Origin of the sequence: Piscibacillus salipiscarius JCM 13188 (genome assembly GCF_001311865.1) — a bacterium.
GTDB classification, from domain to species: Bacteria; Bacillota; Bacilli; order Bacillales; family Alkalibacillaceae; genus Piscibacillus; species Piscibacillus salipiscarius.
This window is the reverse complement of record NZ_BBCD01000002.1, coordinates 104,766-122,856: the sequence shown is the minus strand read 5'-3', so window position 1 is coordinate 122,856 and position 18,091 is coordinate 104,766. Positions and strand designations below refer to the sequence as shown.

Sequence of the window (18,091 nt, the reverse complement as noted above, 5' to 3'; positions counted from 1 at the left end):
TTATGGGGATCTTTCTTCAAGTTGTGCTGCCAATTATAAGTGTGTTTATAATCGGGTACTTATTACAAATGTGGAAAAAGCTAGACGTCAAACCTGTCTCAGCTGTCACCATTTATGTTTTCATCCCATTTTTAGTGTTTCAAGCTTTTATGATGAAAATTTTGGTGGCGAATTTTCCATCATTGTCCTCGTAAATTTTGTTTTACTGTTTGCTATTATAGCGATTACTAAATTATTTGCTTTGATTAATAAATGGGAACGCAGCGAAGAAAGTGGCATGATCTTAGCAACTGCTTTTATGAATTCAGGAAATTACGGAACGCCGATTGTACTATTTGCTTTAGGAGAAGAGGCTTTTAGGTATGCGATCTTATTTATGGCTGTTCAGACCATTATCATGAATGCATTTGGCGTCTATTATGCTTCTAGAGGCAATTATGAGATTCGATACGCCGTTTATTCAGTGTTCAAAATGCCTGCAACTTATGCGATTATCGTGGCGCTTGGCCTTAATTTTACAGGTGTTAACTTGCACTCGCGCGTCGTTGAAATGGTCGATTTCATGGCAGCAGTCGCGTTGCCACTTATGATGATTGTGTTAGGGATGCAGCTTGCGAACATTAAATTTAAACAGTTTGAAACTGGAAAAGTAGCTTTAGGTACAGCCATCAAACTGATCATCATGCCTGTGATTGCGTGGGTTTGTGTGATGTTGTTACCAGTGTCGGATTTACTAGGAAAAGTATTAATTATCTTAGCTGCCATGCCGACAGCTGCGACCACTACGATGTTTGCATTGGAATTCAGATCAAGGCCTGATCTTGTTTCAAGTGTAACGTTAGTGACGACATTATTAAGCATTGTGTCCCTGTCCGTATTACTCATATTTTTAGTATAAAATGGAACTTTCTTTCATAAGATGAATTAGTTTAAAACCTTATGAGAGAAGGTGAATTGCATGGTCGTATGGATGTTTAGGCTTTCGGTCTTATATTTTTTAGTAGGCGTTTTGATGGGGCAATACATGTCTCAAGCACATGACTACGCGCTCACAGGCGTACATGTGCATATTAATCTTATTGGCTGGGTATCATTTGCTTTAGCTGCCGTCATCTATAAATTATATCCAAAAGCAGCTGGGAGCTGGATGGCAAAAACCCATTTCTGGCTTCATACTATCGGGTTACCACTTATGATGATTGCCCTAGCTCAGTATATTCAAGGAGCTGAATTTGCAGGGTTCGTCGCATTTGGAATGATGATGTCCTACGCTGTAGTGCTCGGTGTCATCTTATTCCTAATCAACGTGTTTGTTAATGTGAGAGATTAATGGTAAAAACTAGCCGGAGAGGCTAGTTTTTTCATTATATTTGAGGGGTGTACTCGTGATGAGGTGAGTGTCCACAATTTTGTGAGTTTTGTTCGCATTAGTGAGAGTTTTGTCTGCATTTTGTGGTATAGTGTTCGTATTTTCGTGTTAATTGTCCGTATTCTTGGTGAAAGTGTTTGTATTGGAGCAGAGTTTTGTTTGTATTACGAGGAGAATTGATCGCATGAGACCATGAACAGTCTCCATGGCATGATTTTTGTCCGCATATAAGTATTTACAGAATTAAATTAAATGAATATCTAGTTTGGAAAAGACATATGATGATTTAGTCATATGTCTTTTTTAATCTTTTTTAATTGCGTGTGAGCTTAGGTATTAACATCAAACTAGGAGTTAAATAATTAATTTAGCCTATATTTAAGACATAATTATATTGACAATTACAGAATATTTTTTATAATATTTATAATCACAAACATATGAATTTTCACTAAATTCTTTTTATTGTGAATTTGTACATATTTTATTAACAAAATGGCTTTGCCCACGGTTAGGATAAGCCTTATATGTTTTAGTGAATACATAGCCTGAGGCATCGATAGAGAGAAAGGCGGATCAATATGCTGAAAGATTATGAGCTTAAGGTAAAAGGGTTAAGAACATCTTTTTTTACAGATGATGGTGAAGTGCCAGCTGTTGATGATGTTGACTTTTTCGTAAGAGAAGGGGAGATTCTCGGAATTGTCGGAGAGTCCGGATGCGGAAAAAGTGTTACCTCCCTTTCAGTCATGGGGTTAATTCCAAAGCCACCAGGAAAGATCGTCGGTGGTGAGATTTTGTTTAATGGCGAAAATTTAGTCCATGCTTCTGAAAAAGGATGCGTAAGTTGCGTGGTAATGACATTGCAATGATATTCCAGGAACCCATGACATCGTTAAATCCATTGTTCCGAATTGGAGATCAACTAGTTGAAGCATTACTGACACACAAAAGGATTAGTAAAAAGAAGCACGTCAGAGAGCAATCGATAAATTAAAGCTAGTTGGATTACCACGAGCTGAAGAGCTGTTAGATGATTATCCACACCAATTATCAGGTGGTATGAGACAAAGAGTCATGATTGCGATGGCGCTTATGTGTGACCCTAAAGTATTAATCGCAGATGAGCCGACTACAGCTTTAGATGTGACGATTCAAAAGCAAATATTAAAATTAATGAAAGAGTTAAATGAAAAGCTAAACATGGCGATTATTATGATTACCCATGATTTAGGTGTAGTCGCAGAGGTTTGCGACAGGGTAACAGTCATGTATTCAGGAAAAGTGGTCGAAGAAGCGGATGTTAAAACGGTTTTAACAATCCTCAGCATCCATACACAAAAGGTCTTCTTGCTTCGATTCCTGACATCAGAAACAGAGTTAGCCATTTATATTCTATTCCAGGTAACGTACCTAAACCTGGCTCAATCAAAGCAGGGTGTCGATTTGCACCGAGGTGTGAATTCGCCTTTGATCGCTGTTTTGAAGAAAATCCTGAATTATACGAAACAAAAGATCCAAATCATACAGCACGTTGTTTCTTGCTTGATGAAGAGGGGGAACAATCATGACGGAAACATTAATGGAAGTTAAAAATCTAAAAAGTATTTTCCTATCACAGGCGGTGTATTTGGTAGAAAAGTAGGAGAGGTTAAAGCGGTCGATGGTGTTTCCTTTGAGGTTAAGCAAGGGGAAACACTTGGTTTAGTCGGTGAATCGGGTTGTGGTAAGTCGACAACGGGCCGCTTGTTATTAAGATTACTAGAAGCTACCGAAGGCACTATATCTTTTGAAAATCAAGAGGTTCAGAACCTATCAGATGTTGAAATGAAAAAGCTTAGAAGGGAAATGCAGCTCATTTTCCAAGACCCATTAGCTTCTTTAAACCCAAGGCAAACCGTTGAGAAAATCTTAGAAGAGCCGTTAATTGTACATAAGATCGGTGATAAGAAAGAACGCAGACAAATGGTTAAAGAGATTCTTGAGGTTGTAGGTCTGGATGAATATCATGCTAAGCGTTACCCACACCAATTTAGTGGCGGGCAGCGTCAAAGAATTGGGATTGCGAGGGCACTAATGACTCGTCCGAAGTTAATTATTGCAGACGAGCCAGTGTCGGCATTAGACGTTTCGATTCAATCACAGGTTTTAAATCTATTAAAAGACCTACAAGAGAAATTTAACTTAACTTATATTTTCATCGCACACGACTTAGGTGTTGTGCGTCACATTAGCGATCGAGTTGGAGTTATGTATTTAGGGCGTTTAGTGGAGCTTACAGATGTAGATGAACTGTATGACAATCCGCTTCACCCATATACGAAGGCATTGTTAAGTTCAGTGCCTATTCCAGACCCAGAACTTGAAGTTGAGGATGAAGATGTTATTGGCGGTGAAATTCCGAGTCCTTCTAATCCGCCAAAAGGCTGCGCATTCCACACAAGATGTCCATTTGCAATGGATGTGTGTAAGGAAGTAAGGCCTGCTTTTGAGGAGAAAGAATCTGGTCATTACGTCGCTTGTCATTTATATGAATGATTCTAGCGATTAATGAAATATATTTTAATTATTCATAAGGGGGAATAAAGCACATGGTCAAAAAATCTTGGCTATTAATGTTATTGATGGCTGCCTTTTTAGCTGTAGCTGTTGCAGGTTGTAGCGGCGGCGAATCAGGCGAAACGGAAGAACAGCCAGAAGAAGGTAGTGAAGAGGGCACTGAATCTGAAAGCGAATCAGAGGGTGAATCTTCAGAAGGCGAATCAACTGAAGGTGAGAGTGCTGCAGGAGATAGTAACACGTTAGTTTATGCACGTGGTGGGGACTCTACAGCGTTAGATCCAATCACAACGACTGAAGGTGAAACGTTCCGTGTTACTGAAAATATTTTTGAAGGATTAGTAACATTTGCTGAAGATAGTACTGAAGTCGTACCATCGTTAGCACATGATTGGGAAGTTTCTGATGATGGTTTAACGTATAAATTCTTCTTAGAAGAAGGCGTTAAATTCCATGATGGCACAGACTTTAATGCTGAAGATGTTGTTTTTAACTTTGAACGTTGGATGAACGGTGATGCTGGTCAATTCCCTTACTTCACGATGTTTGGTGGTTTTAAAGGGGAAGATGGAGCCGTGATTAAGTCTGTTGAAGCTGTTGATGATTATACAGTTGAATTCAAGCTAAATAAACCACAGGCGACGTTCTTAAAGAACTTATCTATGAGTCCATTCGGAATGTCTAGCCCTGAAGCGATTGAAGAACATGGTGAAGATTATACTTCTAACCCAGTTGGTACGGGTCCATTTAAGTTCGTAGAGTGGAAGCCGGATCAGCAAATCGTGTTAGAGAAAAATGGCGAATACTGGAGAGATGGATTACCTAAGTTAGATAAAGTAATCTATACAGTTATTCCTGATAACACAGCTCGTCTAAACGCTCTTAAAAACGGTGAAGTTGACGTTGTAGATGGCGTTAACCCGTCAGAAGTAGCAGATATTAAGGAAAATCCAGACGTTAAAGTATTAGAGCGTCCATCGATGAACATTGGGTACTTAGGGTTCACAATGGGACGCGATAATCCATTACAAGACGTAAAGGTTCGTAAGGCATTAAGTCATGCGGTACCTAAAAAAGACTTAATTGATGCGTTCTATTATGGTCAAGCAGAACCAGCTACAACTTATATGCCTCCAAGTATCGCTGGATATAATGACAGTTTAGAAGGCTATGAGTATGATCTAGAAAAAGCGAAGCAGCTACTTGAAGAAGCTGGTTATGGCGACGGATTTGAATTCGATTTATGGTATATGCCAGTTCCTCGTCCTTACATTCCAGAAGGACAGAAAATTGCTGAAGTACTACGCCAAAGCTTTGCAGAAATTGGTGTAACGGCTAACCTTCAAACAATTGACTGGGGTACTTACATCGAAAAAGCTGACGCTGGTGACTTTGATGCATTCTTATTAGGTTGGACTGGAGATAACGGTGATGCTGATAACTTCTTACACACGCTATTAGGAATCGGTAGTGGTAGTAACTACACAGATTACGAAAACGAAGAGTATAACGAGATGTTATTAGAAGCTCAGCGTATTACAGATGAACAAGAACGTATTGAGATTTATAAAGAAGCTCAAGAAGTTGTAAATGAAGATGCACCATGGGTTCCACTTGTACACTCAACACCAGTAGTTGCTGTTGGTTCAAACATTGAAGGATATGTTCCGCACGCAACAGGCTCTGAAGCTGTAACAAATGTTGAGAAAAATAAGTTTGACTTGGAATAAGGGGGTGTTTTAACACTCCCTTATCTTATACATATGCATTATTCAACATAGGAGGTGTATGGGCAACATGACATCATATATATTACGAAGGTTATTCATGTTAATTCCCGTTCTGTTTGGTATGAGTGTCTTCGTATTTTCAATTATTTACTTAATTCCAGGTAATCCAGCACAAATTAAATTAGGACAGCGTGCATCTCCAGAGCGATCGCTGAAATGGAAAGGCACTTAGGATTGGATCAGCCTTGGTATACTCAATATTTTGAGTATGTTGGTGGTCTTTTAACAGGGGATTTTGGAATATCTATTGAGACGAATCGCGCCATCGCTTCAGAGTTGTTTCCACACTTAATGGCGACGGTCGAACTGACCATTGTGGCAATGGGAATTGCGATATTTATCGGGGTTAATGCTGGTATAATCAGTGCCTGGTTTCATAATAGAATGCTAGACTATGCCGTTATGGTGTTAGCATTAGTTGGTGTATCTATGCCGGTATTCTGGTTAGGATTACTAGAGCAGTATGTTTTCTCTGTTGAGTTAGGGTGGCTACCATCAACAAGCCGGACCAATGCAGCGACGCAAATAGATCCCATCACCCACATCTATTTTATAGATACGCTTATACAAGGTGAATGGGGGCAATTTAAGGACGTATTGAGTCATCTTGTGTTACCGAGTGTAGCTTTAGCGACGATTCCTATGGCAATTATCGCCCGCATCACTAGGTCGAGTATGTTAGATGTCATGAAATCGGATTATATTAGAACGGCTAAAGCAAAAGGTGTTAAAGGTTTTATTGTTGTCTATAAACATGCTTTAAAAAATGCCATCATTCCTGTTATGACGGTTATTGGGCTTCAAGCAGGGTTATTACTTGGTGGGGCAATTTTAACCGAAACTATTTTCGGATGGCCTGGTTTAGGGACTTATATTTATAACGCGATATTAGCAAGAGACTATCCAGTTATACAGTCAGGTATATTAGTAGTTGCAACAATCTTTGTATTTATCAACCTTATTGTGGACTTACTTTATGCCTTAGTAGATCCAAGGATTAAATACAACTAGGGGGAGGAGAAGTCATGCCACAAACTGAAGTAAAGAAAGATACTGTAAAAGTAAAAAATCAACAAGCTGTCACGCAGCCTGCTTCTCCTTGGAAAGATGCCTGGAGGAATTTTAAAAAGAATAAAATAGCCGTTACTGGAACGATTATTGTATTGATCTTTACAATCATGGCAATATTTGCTCCATGGTTAACACCTTATAGCCATTCATCTGGTCAATTAGTCGACAGGCTTCAGCCGCCTTCAAGTGATCATTGGCTTGGGACAGATGATTTTGGTAGAGACATTTTATCTCGTATTATTCACGGTGCTAGAATTTCACTAACAGGTGGGTTTGCTGCAGTATTTGGATCGATTATTGTCGGTAGTTTGCTAGGGGTTATTGCAGCCTACTACGGTCGCTGGGTGGATACGTTAATTTCTCGTATATTCGATGTCTTACTAGCGTTTCCTAGTATTCTACTTGCGATTGCGATTGTAACGATTCTTGAACCAACTTTACAAAACGCTTTAATTGCGATTGCGATTATTAACGTACCGAATTTTGGACGTTTAATTCGCTCCAGAGTTTTAAGTGTAAAAGAAGAAGAATTTATTACCGCAGCACGGGCTGTCGGCATGAACGACAGGCGTATATTATTTAAACATATTATTCCTAATAGCATTACGCCAGTGGTGGTTCAAGGGACGCTTGCGATTGCAACAGCTATTATTGAAATTGCTGCATTAAGTTTCCTAGGGTTAGGAACGCAGCCGCCAAAAGTGGACTGGGGAATGATGTTAAGTGAATCGCAGCAATATATCGTTTCTGCTCCATGGACGATGATTTTCCCAGGTTTAGCAATTATGCTGACTGTGTTAGGGTTTAACTTAATGGGAGACGGTTTGCGTGATGCTCTGGATCCGAAGATGAAAAGTTAATAGGTTCATAAAAAAGGCCCAAACTAGAACGGTGACGTTTAGCTTGGGTCTTTATTTTGGTTAAGAGGTTATAGTTATTGTACAATGACTATGAGTTTATTATCTAATTTTTAGTTTTATTATCTAATACAAAAATCGCAAGCGGTGAAACCATGTCTATGGCCAATCTCTTGAGAAATGGTAAAATATAATCATCTTAAACATCAAGAAGGAGTATTTAAACATGTCTTATCTTACATTATTAATGGGTCTCGTATCTGGCGTATTATCATGGATTTTCTTAATGGCTTATGACCCTATTAATCCGATCATTATTACGAATATATTATTAGGTTTAATCGTTGGGCTATTATTTGAAAGAAGGTCATCGAAGTAATCTAATACCCAAATTGGTTTAACTTATTATAATAGGTTTCGAGAAATTCAAAGAAAACTTTCTCTGATGGGGCGAGGGTACGGTTGGTCGGAAGCACAATCCCAACTGTTCTTGATACATCAGGCTCCACAATCTCAATTGCCTTCGTATCACGCATCGGCATATCCGTTAGCGTGATCTCAGGTAAAACGCTCACCCCTAACCCTGCTGATACTAAACCTTTGAGTGTATCGACATCCTCTCCTTCAAACGCAATTCTCGGCTGAAATCCAACCTGAGCGCAAGCTTTCATGACAATATCGCGAATAATGTACCCTTGTCTAAACAAGACGAACTGTTCATGCCTAAGCTGATCAAGCCTTAAGTAAGGCTCTGTTGCTAGCTCGTGCTGTTTTGATAATAAGGCCATCATTTTTTCAGTAAAAAAGATATGCCCATCAAGCTGCGGGTCACTTGAGGGGACAGGGGAGACGAATGCAATATCGATATGTCCTTGAACCACGGCTTCAGAAAGTTCCTTAACTGTCCCTTGTTGAAGCTGGAACCCGATTTGTGGATGTTCTTTTCTAAAAGCTGAGATGACATTTGGTAATGTTTTAGCAGCCAAACTTGTTGGAAATCCAAGACGAATCGTACCGGCCTCAGGGTTTAAGTATTCATATATTTCACGCTCAGCTTTGTCGAATTCATTCATGGCACTTTTCACTCGTTCAAGAAAGATTTCTCCAACAGGTGTTAAGCGTATTCGCCTGCCACCTCTTAAAAATAACTTAACCCCTAACTCATCTTCTAAGTTGGCAATTTGTCTACTAACTGCCGATTGAGCAACGTGCAGTTCAGCTGCTGCTTCACTAACGTGTTCTAATTCTGCAACTTTTATGAAATATTTAATTTGTCTAAGTTCCATTATATCAGTCCTTGTAAGCGCTATATCTCAAAATGAGATTGATTCTATCGAATATATATATTGATAGCATAACAGAAAAATTATACGATTAGAATAGCTATTTGTCGCATTTTTATAACTTTTTCGAACTGTTCCTGAATCCACTGAAATGACCTCATTATTTTAATCCACTTAAGTTGTTAATTAAGTCAAAACATAATTTTCTCGTAAAACGGGGTTTAACATAGCCACAATCAGAAAGAAAGGATGAAGATGTATGATACGCACAGGACTTCCTGAAAAGCAGGGATTATATGATCCGAAACACGAAAGTGACGCATGTGGTATTGGTTTTATTGCCAATATAGATAATAAACCATCACATCAGATGATTGAAGATGCCATTACGATCCTTTGTCGACTTGAACACCGCGGAGGACGTGGGTCTGACCCTAGCACAGGTGACGGTGCAGGGATTATGATGCAAATTCCAGATGAATTATATCGAAAAACGTGGAACGAATTATTGCCTAAGCAAGGCGAGTATGCTGTAGGAATGCTTTTTCTTCCTCAAAATGAACGTTTTAAGAAACAAGGCAGAAGAGATTGTTAATGAGGTTATTGAAGAGGAGAATCATGACTTAATTGGTTGGCGTGATGTGCCGGTTGATGAATCGATGTTATCAGACACGGCAAAATCTACGATGCCTTATATTAAACAGGTGTTTATTAAAAAGCCAGAATCGACTTATTCAACAGAGAAATTTAATCAATCGTTATATTTAATTCGCCGCATAATTGAACGCCGCATTTCAAGCTTACAGGGGTTCAAAGAAGGACCATTTTATTTTGCAAGTCTTTCTCCAGAAATTGTGGTTTACAAAGGTATGCTAGTGCCAGAACAGATGGATGAGTTTTATTTAGACTTAAAAGATCCATTAGCTAACGTCATTTGGTATGGTTCACTCTCGTTATAGTACCAACACATTCCCATCTTGGGAACGTGCTCACCCGAACCGTATGGTGATGCACAATGGTGAGATCAATACGATTACAGGTAACGTTAACTGGATGAAAGCGCGTGAAACAGCTGCGATTTCAACGGTTTATGGAGAACGTCATAAAGACCTTTTACCTATCATCGATGAATCATCAAGTGACTCTGGTATGTTAGACCAGGCATTTGAATATTTAGTGATGAATGGACGCAGCATGTCACAAACCGCAATGATGATGGTCCCTGAAGCTTGGGATTTAAATGAACAAATGAAGACCCGGAGCGTGCTTGCTTTGAGTATTTAAGTACGATTATGGAACCTTGGGATGGACCAACAGCGATTGCTTATACGAATGGTAAGCAAATCGGCGCATCACTTGACCGTAACGGTTTGCGTCCAGCACGTTTTTACATGACAGAGGATAACCGGATCGTTTTATCTTCTGAAGTGGGCGTGGTTGACATTGAACCTGAAAAGATTGTTCGAAAAGGTCGCCTTGCTCCAGGTGAGATGATCTATGTTGATTTAGAAAAACACCAAGTATTATTTAATGAAGATATAAAAAGGAACATTGCAAACAAGTTTCCTTATCGTGAATGGTTAAATGATTCCTTAGTTCAGTTAAAAGGTCCTGTTTTTACAGAATCGAGCGAAGAATTAGATGAAGAGACCTTACTCAAATTTCAGCTTGCGAATGGTTACACAAAAGAAGAAACGATGAAAAATATCCTGCCGATGGTGACAGAACAAAAGATCCAATCGGGTCGATGGGTAACGATACGCCGCTTGCAGTGTTATCGGAACAGCCTCAGCTTTTGTTCAACTATTTTAAACAGCTGTTTGCGCAGGTCACGAACCCGCCGATTGATGCGATTCGTGAGAAAGGAGTCACATCGACGACATCTTATCTAGGGCCGAGACATAATTTCTTAGACGATGGACCAGAGCATTGCCGAAGAATTCGTCTTTATACACCGATTTTGAAAAACAAGAGTTTGACGCAGTTGTGCATAACAGTCGTAGTGACTTTCGCTTTGAAAGGTTTTCGATTACTTACCCCGTATCACGTGGTACGCACGGGTTAGAATCAGCGCTTGAATCATTATTTAAGCAGGTTGAAACGGCAATTAATCAGGGTGTTTCAATGATTGTGCTGAACGATCGTGACACCTCTGAAGAGAGGGTAGCCATACCGTCCTTACTTGTGACGAGTGGGCTTCACCATTATTTAGTACGTAAAGGGTTGCGAACGAAAGCAAGTATTATTGTTGAGACGGCTGAAGCGAGAGATGTGCACCAATTCTCGACCTTAATAGGGTTCGGGGCAGATATGATTTACCCATACTTGGCTTATCGTACGATTGAGAAGCTAGTTGACGATCAGTTTGCTGAGAACTTCACTTATGAACAGGCAATCGAGCGTTATCGTGAAGCGGCAACGTCTGGTATTGTTAAAGTTATGTCTAAGATGGGGATCTCAACGATTCAAAGCTACCGCGGAGCACAAACATTTGAAGCCATCGGTATTGATGAAGAATTGATGAATAAATATTTTACGGGTCGTCATCTAAAATTGGTGGAATTGGTTTAGAGACGATTGCAGAAGAATCACTCACTCGTCATGAACTTGCCTACAACAGTCATCGCAAGACCTTACCATCAGGTGGTGACATGCAGTGGCGTCATGATGGGGAACATCACTCATTTAATCCGAGAACCATTCATACACTTCAGCACGCTGCAAGAATGAACAGTAAAACAATGTATGAGAAGTTCTCAGATCTAGTTGAAAACGAAAAAGTAACGTTTTTACGTGATTTATTAGATTTTGATTATGATGAAACAAATTCGATTCCAATTGAAGAAGTAGAATCAGCCGAAGACATTTGGAAAAGGTTTAAAACAGGTGCGATGTCATATGGTGCCTTAAGTAAAGAAGCGCATGAGACGTTAGCAATCGCGATGAACCGAATTGGTGGTAAAAGTAATAGCGGTGAAGGCGGAGAAGACCCGGACCGTTTTACACCAGATGAAAACGGAGACTTTAGACGTAGTGCGATTAAACAGGTGGCATCAGGTCGTTTCGGTGTAACGAGTTATTATTTAACGAATGCCGATGAAGTTCAAATTAAAATGGCGCAAGGGGCTAAGCCAGGTGAAGGTGGTCACTTGCCAGGTAAAAAGGTACACCCTTGGATTGCGAAAGTTCGTAAATCGACGCCTGGTGTAGGGTTAATTTCACCACCGCCACACCATGACATTTATTCAATTGAAGATTTAGCACAGCTTATTTATGACTTAAAACACGCCAACCCTGAAGCGAGACTAAACGTTAAACTCGTTGCGAAATCAGGTGTAGGCACGATTGCAGCAGGTGTTGCAAAAGGTAAAGCAGATGTCATTTTAATTAGTGGTTATGAAGGTGGTACAGGTGCATCACCAAAAACGAGTATCCGTCACGCTGGACTGCGTGGGAGCTAGGTTTATCTGAAGCTCACCAAACGCTCGTTTTAAATGGACTAAGAGAACGTGTGCGCCTTGAGACAGACGGTAAAATGATGACAGGTAGGGACGTGGTTAAAGCAGCATTACTCGGAGCTGAGGAATACGGCTTTTCGACAGCGCCAATGGTTATTTTAGGCTGTATTTTAATGCGTGCCTGTCATTTAGATACGTGCCCTGTTGGAATTGCAACGCAGAATCCAGAACTTCGTAAAAAGTTTGAAGGTAATGCTGATCACGTGGTGAATTACATGCGTTTTGTCGCAGAAGAAATGCGTGAGATTATGGCAAAATTAGGCGTTCGTACGCTAGATGAACTTATAGGACGCACTGAGCTTCTTAAAGTTAGTCACAAGAAAGAAGCTCATCCAAAAGCCCGCCAGTTAAACCTTGAACCAATTTTACATCATACGGATGCGGCATGGTTAAGCCGTGAACGTGTTCATATTAATGAGTATAATGACGGCCATTTAGATAAGACTGTCATTATTCCAAAGGTTGAAACGGCATTAGAGCGTGGTGAGAAGGTTGAACTTGATTTACCAATCGAAAATACGAATCGTACAGTTGGAACGACGTTAGGCTTTGAAGTATCGAAACGTTTTGGTGAAGAAGGATTGCCTGAGGATACGATTGATTTACGTTTTACAGGTTCAGCTGGTCAAAGCTTTGGCGCTTTTGTTCCGCAAGGTGTGACAATGCGCGTTAAAGGTGACGGAAATGATTACGTCGGTAAAGGCTTATCAGGCGGTAAGATTATTTTTCAGCCTAATTTACCATCCGCACTTCACCGAATGGAAGAAGTTATTATTGGTAACGTTGCTTTATTTGGTGCCACTAGCGGTGAAGCTTATATTAATGGTGGAGCTGGTGAGCGTTTTGCGGTTCGTAACAGTGGCGTTCACGCTGTCGTAGAAGGTGTTGGGGATAACGGCTGTGAGTATATGACTGGTGGACGTGTAGCTGTCCTCGGCGGCATTGGTAAGAACTTTGCTGCTGGTATGTCAGGTGGTATTGCATATATTTGGGCCAGTGATGAAAAAGAAATTAAGAAAAAGTGTAACCGTGAACTAGTGTTATTTGAACGATTAGACGATCACGATGAAATTAATGAATTAAAAGAGATGCTGACGAAACATGTGAAATATACAGGTAGTAAGCGAGCGAAGCATATTTTAAACAACTGGGAAGCATCGGTTAAGCAGTTTGTGAAAGTCATCCCAGAAGAATATAAAGCGATGCTCACAAAGGAAAAAGAACAAGAGAAAGTAGTTCAGTAAATTAACACCAAAGGAGGGAGAAGGCATATGGGTTATTTAAAAGGTTTTATGGACTTCAACCGTAAAGACCAAGACGTCCGTGATCCCATTGAACGTATAAAGAGCTGGGAAGAATACGTCATTCGATTTAGTGACCAAGATCTAAAGGAACAAAGCTCACGCTGTATGGATTGCGGGACGCCTTTTTGCCATACAGGAGCTGAGTGGGACGGTGCATATGTCGGCTGTCCTGTGAACAATTTTATTCCTGAATGGAATGAGCTTGTCAGTGAAGAAAACTGGGAAGAGGCCTTACGTCGTTTAGAAGAGACGAATAACTTCCCAGAGTTTACCGGCCGAGTTTGCCCCGCACCTTGTGAAGGGTCTTGTACTCTTGCAATTAACGATGACCCCGTTACGATTAAATCGATTGAAAATGAGATTATCGAGCGTGGTTTTGATAACAACTGGGTTGAGGCGAAAGTGCCTGAAAACCGTACAGGTCAGCATGTAGCGGTCGTAGGATCAGGCCCTGCAGGTTTAGCGGCAGCTGATCAGCTTAATGAAATGGGCCATCGCGTAACCATTTTTGAACGTGATGATCGCCCAGGTGGCTTACTAATGTACGGTATTCCGAATATGAAATTGGATAAAGAAACGGTTGACCGACGCATAGATGTGATGAAGAAATCAGGAATTGAATTCACTTGTAATACTGAGGTTGGCGTAGATATTACGCGAGAAGAACTAAACCGTGAGTACGATGCAGTGATTATGTGCACGGGTGCACAAGACCCACGCGATACACCTATTGAGAATCGTGACAGCCAAGGCATCCATTTTGCGATGGAATATTTAACTGCTGCCACAGAAGCTTTAGAAACAGATCCAAAAGATACACCAATTACAGCAGAAGGTAAAAAATGTTATCGTAATTGGTGGAGGTGATACAGGTGCTGACTGTGTGGCGACGGCCTTGCGCCAGAACGCTAATCGTGTTGTTCAGTTCGGTAAGCACCCTGCAAGCCCTGAAGACCGTACGGATGACAATCCTTGGCCAGAGTTTCCAATGACATTTAAATTGGATTACGGGTACAAGGAAGGATTAGAAGCACTTGGAGAAGACCCTCGTAAATATGAAATTTTAACTCAGAAGTTTGAACAGAACGACGATGGTCAAGTTACGGCTCTTCATACACTTAATGTCGAGAAGGTCTATGAAGATGGTAAGTTAGTCACAAAAGAAATCCCAGGAACGGAACAAGTTTGGGAAGCAGACCTAGTACTCATTGCCATCGGATTTTTAGGACCAGAGCAAGAAGTACTTGAGCACTTTGGACTTAAGACAGATGAGCGTGGCCGTATTTGGACGGTAGACGGTATGAATGATTACCGCACGTCGGAAGAAGGCATTTATGCTGCTGGTGACGCACGTCGCGGGCAAAGCCTAGTCGTATGGGCTATCCGAGAAGGACGCGAAGTCGCAGAGCAGGTCGATCAATTTTTATCTAAAAAAGAATCTAAGCAAGTTGTTTAAATTAGTGTAAGCTGAATGGATTAGGTGATCCATTCAGCTTTTTTCGAATATATGAGCAGAAATTAGCGGCATACGGACAGAAGTAACTGGAATACGGACCGAAGTCAGAGAAATGCGAACAGAATTCGGCGGAATACGGACAAAAGTCGGCCTAATGCGAACATAAGCCATTGGAATGCGAACAAAAGTCTCCGAGATACGAACAGGGATCCTAAGAAGACAAACTAACTTATAAGACAAAATAATTTTTCAAGTTTGAACTTATTAGTAACACTTGGCATTTGGGTACAATAAAGGTATGATATCAATTAAATTAAAATTCATTTTACGAAAGGGGTGTGTGGCATGGCAATCCGTACCATAGGATTTATCGGGTGTGGGAAAATGGCACAATCAATTATTAATGGCATGATTACTTACGGTGGTTATTCGCCCGAACAGATCCAAGCGACGGCTGTTACCGACAAAACGATCAACTATGTAACCGATCGGTTCGGTATCGAAATGGGTAGCGATAATAAGAAAGTAGCGGCTGAAAGTGATGTGCTCTATTTAGCTGTAAAACCGTATGCTTATCCAGATGTGATTGAAGAAGTCCGTACTCATGTTAATAAGGACACAATTATTGTAACTATTGCGGTCGGTGTAACACTTAATGAAATGGAAAACTTGTTCTCAAAATACACGAAAGTGGTGCGAACAATGCCCAACACGCCATCTTTCGTTGGAGAAGGTATGACCGCGTATTGTCCAAATGATAACGTCACGAATCAAGATCTAGAAGAACTGCAGGAACTGTTCTCTAGTTACGGAAAAGCCGAAATGGTTAAAGAAGACCTCATGAATGCTGTTACGGCAGTTAGTGGATCATCTCCTGCTTACGTTTATGTCTTTATCGAGGCGATGGCAGATGGGGCAGTTAGGCAGGGCATTCCGCGTGAATTAGCCTACGAACTTGCGACACAAGCAGTGTACGGCGCTGCTAAAATGGTCATGGAAACCGGACTTCATCCTGGTGAACTGAAAGATCATGTCACAACGCCAAACGGCACGACTATTCGTGCTTTGGCATCCTTAGAAGAAGATGGTTTCAGAGGTTCCGTCATTAAAGCAATTGATGCTTGTTTTAAAAAGTAATCCAACCCCCTAAGGTACTCGCCTTAGGGGTTTAATGTGTTTAAGACCGTCTGAGTCATAACCTCAACCGACTTCGGAATGACATCAAAATCAAACGTCATATCCGGGTGGTGTAATCCAGGCTTCAAATCGCAACCTATTCCGAGCATGGTAGCTTTTAAATGAGGTCGTTTAATCGTATAAAAGTGAAAATCGTCTCCGCCTGTTGTGACGATCGGTTCTTTTAATTTTTCCTTGCCAGCTGCAGCAATAATTCCTTCGCTCATCTTTTCGGTCGCATCATCGTTTGTCACGGATGCGGCGACATCAGCCCCGATTGACAGGTTAATTTCGACGTCGTAAAAATTCGCTAACGTATTGCATGCTTTTCTAAGCTGCAAATCAAGGGCTTCCATTCCCTCATTTGTTTGAGCTCTTAAATCAACCGAAAACTTTGCATTTCCAGGAATAATATTGGCATTTTTCCGCCAGCCATTAACTGAGTCATTTTGATTGAATGAGGAACCATCGGGTTAATGCCTATACCACAGATATGATTGTTTAATTCGGTTGCCACGTTGATCGCATTAGAATTTAAATGTGGTCTTGCGCCGTGAGCGTCATCACCATTAATTTCACCAAAATAAACCGAGCCGCACCGTGTTTAATCACAGGCGAAAACTCGCCGCACGTTAACTCCTCTGCTGGTCTTAAGTGCATGCCATATAAGTAGTCAACATCATCGACTAGACCTTGACTCACGAACGTTAAAGCCCCATTACCTTTTTCTTCAGCAGGCTGGAACAGAAAACGCACAGTTCCGTGTAAAGGCTGATCCTTCAGCGATAGTAAAGTACCAATTGTAATCGTCATATGCGCATCGTGTCCGCATGAGTGATTCGCCTTAAATTCACCATCCACTTCTTGCCATAACGCATCCATATCTGCTCTGACAGCAACAACGGGTTTACCTGAACCAATCTCAGCGACTAAGCCAGGGATATCAGGAAATGTCCTCACCTGCTGCACCCCTTCAGATTCTAGCAGTTTTTTAATATAGTTAGTTGTTTCGTACTCTTCCCAGCTAATTTCAGCATGAGTATGTAAGTGATTGAAAACGTCCTGAATGGAAATCATGGTGAACATCTCCTTTAAAAATATAATCTGATTTTTAAAAAGATTAGCACACTGCAAAAGCCGTTTCAATCTTTTATAATAGGTTCTAGGAAAAAGTTAGGATGATCAAACATGAAGGAACTTAAATGGTGGGGGCTACCTCTAGTATGGGTGGGGGTGATCTTCGGGTTTTCTAGCCAGTCAGCGGACGAGCAGGAGATGGAGCCTTTTCTATCTCAATATCTCCCTCTAGAAACTTTAAGACCTTTTTTAGAGAAAATTGAATTCACTTATTATCATTCAACTAGAAGCGTGGAAGTTATGGGTCTCGAGCCATTCGTAGAATTTCTAATTCGAAAACTCGCTCATTTTGGCGTGTATTTTATTTTGGCCCTTTTAATCTACGTAGCGGTTTTAAAAATACTAGATTCTAAGAGGTTTATCCAGATTGCCATGACATACTTCTTGCTGATTCATTTTGCGATTTCTGATGAACTGAGTCAAAGCTTTTCACCTGGACGTACGCCCTATTATGGTGACGTCGCTATTGATGCATTTGGTGGATTGGTAGGAATATTTGTTGCATTATTTTTTTTATATTTTAAAAAGAAAGATTATAGAAGCTCGGGCGTTCACTCCCGAGCTTTTTGAA

At 40.6% G+C, this 18,091-nt stretch carries 11 protein-coding genes and 8 pseudogenes; 17 read left to right on the top strand and 2 right to left on the bottom strand.

The genetic code is table 11. The annotated features are described in order from the left end of the window. The first annotated feature begins 2 nt into the window (after positions 1-2). The 9 genes and pseudogenes from JCM13188_RS17550 to JCM13188_RS17545 all read left to right on the top strand — a co-directional run bounded on the left by JCM13188_RS17550 (position 3) and on the right by JCM13188_RS17545 (position 8,025). On the top strand, positions 3-194 hold the full coding sequence (locus tag JCM13188_RS17550) for a hypothetical protein (protein ID WP_279401258.1): 192 nt from the start codon (positions 3-5) through the stop codon (positions 192-194). 83 nt (positions 195-277) lie between these two features. Beyond that, positions 278-898, top strand: a complete 621-nt coding sequence (locus tag JCM13188_RS02180; protein WP_279401257.1) for an AEC family transporter — start codon at positions 278-280, stop codon at positions 896-898. A gap of 114 nt (positions 899-1,012) precedes the next feature. Continuing rightward, a complete protein-coding gene (locus JCM13188_RS02175) occupies positions 1,013-1,330 on the top strand; it encodes a cytochrome-c oxidase (RefSeq protein ID WP_279401256.1) in 318 nt (105 codons plus the stop codon). Between the two features lie 620 nt (positions 1,331-1,950). Continuing rightward, a pseudogene (locus JCM13188_RS02170) lies at positions 1,951-2,940 on the top strand (ABC transporter ATP-binding protein). Further along, positions 2,937-3,907 (top strand): annotated as a pseudogene (locus JCM13188_RS02165) (ABC transporter ATP-binding protein). Before JCM13188_RS02170 ends, JCM13188_RS02165 begins: the two co-directional pseudogenes overlap by 4 nt. Before the next feature lie 53 nt (positions 3,908-3,960). Further along, entirely contained in the window at positions 3,961-5,658 is a 1,698-nt protein-coding gene (locus tag JCM13188_RS02160) for an ABC transporter substrate-binding protein (RefSeq protein WP_054751799.1), read from the top strand. A 67-nt stretch (positions 5,659-5,725) separates the two neighbouring features. Further along, a pseudogene (locus JCM13188_RS02155) lies at positions 5,726-6,729 on the top strand (ABC transporter permease). A gap of 14 nt (positions 6,730-6,743) precedes the next feature. Then, entirely contained in the window at positions 6,744-7,649 is a 906-nt protein-coding gene (locus JCM13188_RS02150; protein ID WP_054751797.1) for an ABC transporter permease, read from the top strand. Positions 7,650-7,872: 223 nt separating this feature from the next. Then, a complete protein-coding gene (locus JCM13188_RS17545; RefSeq protein WP_279401255.1) occupies positions 7,873-8,025 on the top strand; it encodes a hypothetical protein in 153 nt (50 codons plus the stop codon). Between the two features lies 1 nt (position 8,026). On the opposite strand, the gene gltC is transcribed toward JCM13188_RS17545, so the two are convergent. Continuing rightward, the gene (gene gltC / locus JCM13188_RS02145; protein ID WP_054751795.1) at positions 8,027-8,932 is read right to left on the bottom strand and encodes a glutamate biosynthesis transcriptional regulator GltC; all 906 of its coding nucleotides are present in this window, start codon (positions 8,930-8,932) and stop codon (positions 8,027-8,029) included. Between the two features lie 256 nt (positions 8,933-9,188). On the opposite strand from gltC, the gene JCM13188_RS17540 reads away from it, so the two are divergent. From JCM13188_RS17540 to proC, 7 genes and pseudogenes are all read left to right on the top strand, one after another. After that, positions 9,189-9,524: a hypothetical protein gene (locus JCM13188_RS17540; protein ID WP_279401254.1), complete on the top strand. Its 336-nt coding sequence runs from the start codon at positions 9,189-9,191 to the stop codon at positions 9,522-9,524. Continuing rightward, a complete protein-coding gene (locus JCM13188_RS17535) occupies positions 9,487-9,888 on the top strand; it encodes a hypothetical protein (protein WP_279401253.1) in 402 nt (133 codons plus the stop codon). The genes JCM13188_RS17540 and JCM13188_RS17535 overlap by 38 nt, the downstream gene beginning before the upstream one ends. Then, a pseudogene (locus JCM13188_RS17530) lies at positions 9,869-10,449 on the top strand (class II glutamine amidotransferase domain-containing protein); the annotation flags it as partial. The gene JCM13188_RS17535 and the pseudogene JCM13188_RS17530, both read left to right, overlap by 20 nt. A gap of 227 nt (positions 10,450-10,676) precedes the next feature. Further along, positions 10,677-11,500, top strand: a pseudogene (locus JCM13188_RS17520) (glutamate synthase central domain-containing protein). An 80-nt stretch (positions 11,501-11,580) separates the two neighbouring features. Further along, a pseudogene (locus JCM13188_RS21645) lies at positions 11,581-13,589 on the top strand (glutamate synthase-related protein); the annotation flags it as partial. A gap of 129 nt (positions 13,590-13,718) precedes the next feature. Further along, positions 13,719-15,207 (top strand): annotated as a pseudogene (locus tag JCM13188_RS21640) (glutamate synthase subunit beta). A 345-nt stretch (positions 15,208-15,552) separates the two neighbouring features. Continuing rightward, a complete protein-coding gene (proC, locus tag JCM13188_RS02130) occupies positions 15,553-16,344 on the top strand; it encodes a pyrroline-5-carboxylate reductase (protein WP_054751793.1) in 792 nt (263 codons plus the stop codon). A gap of 23 nt (positions 16,345-16,367) precedes the next feature. On the opposite strand, the pseudogene JCM13188_RS02125 reads toward proC, so the two are convergent. Next, positions 16,368-17,469: pseudogene (locus JCM13188_RS02125) on the bottom strand (M20 peptidase aminoacylase family protein). A gap of 102 nt (positions 17,470-17,571) precedes the next feature. On the opposite strand from JCM13188_RS02125, the gene JCM13188_RS02120 reads away from it, so the two are divergent. Next, a complete protein-coding gene (locus JCM13188_RS02120; protein WP_054751791.1) occupies positions 17,572-18,090 on the top strand; it encodes a VanZ family protein in 519 nt (172 codons plus the stop codon). Position 18,091 lies beyond the last annotated feature (1 nt).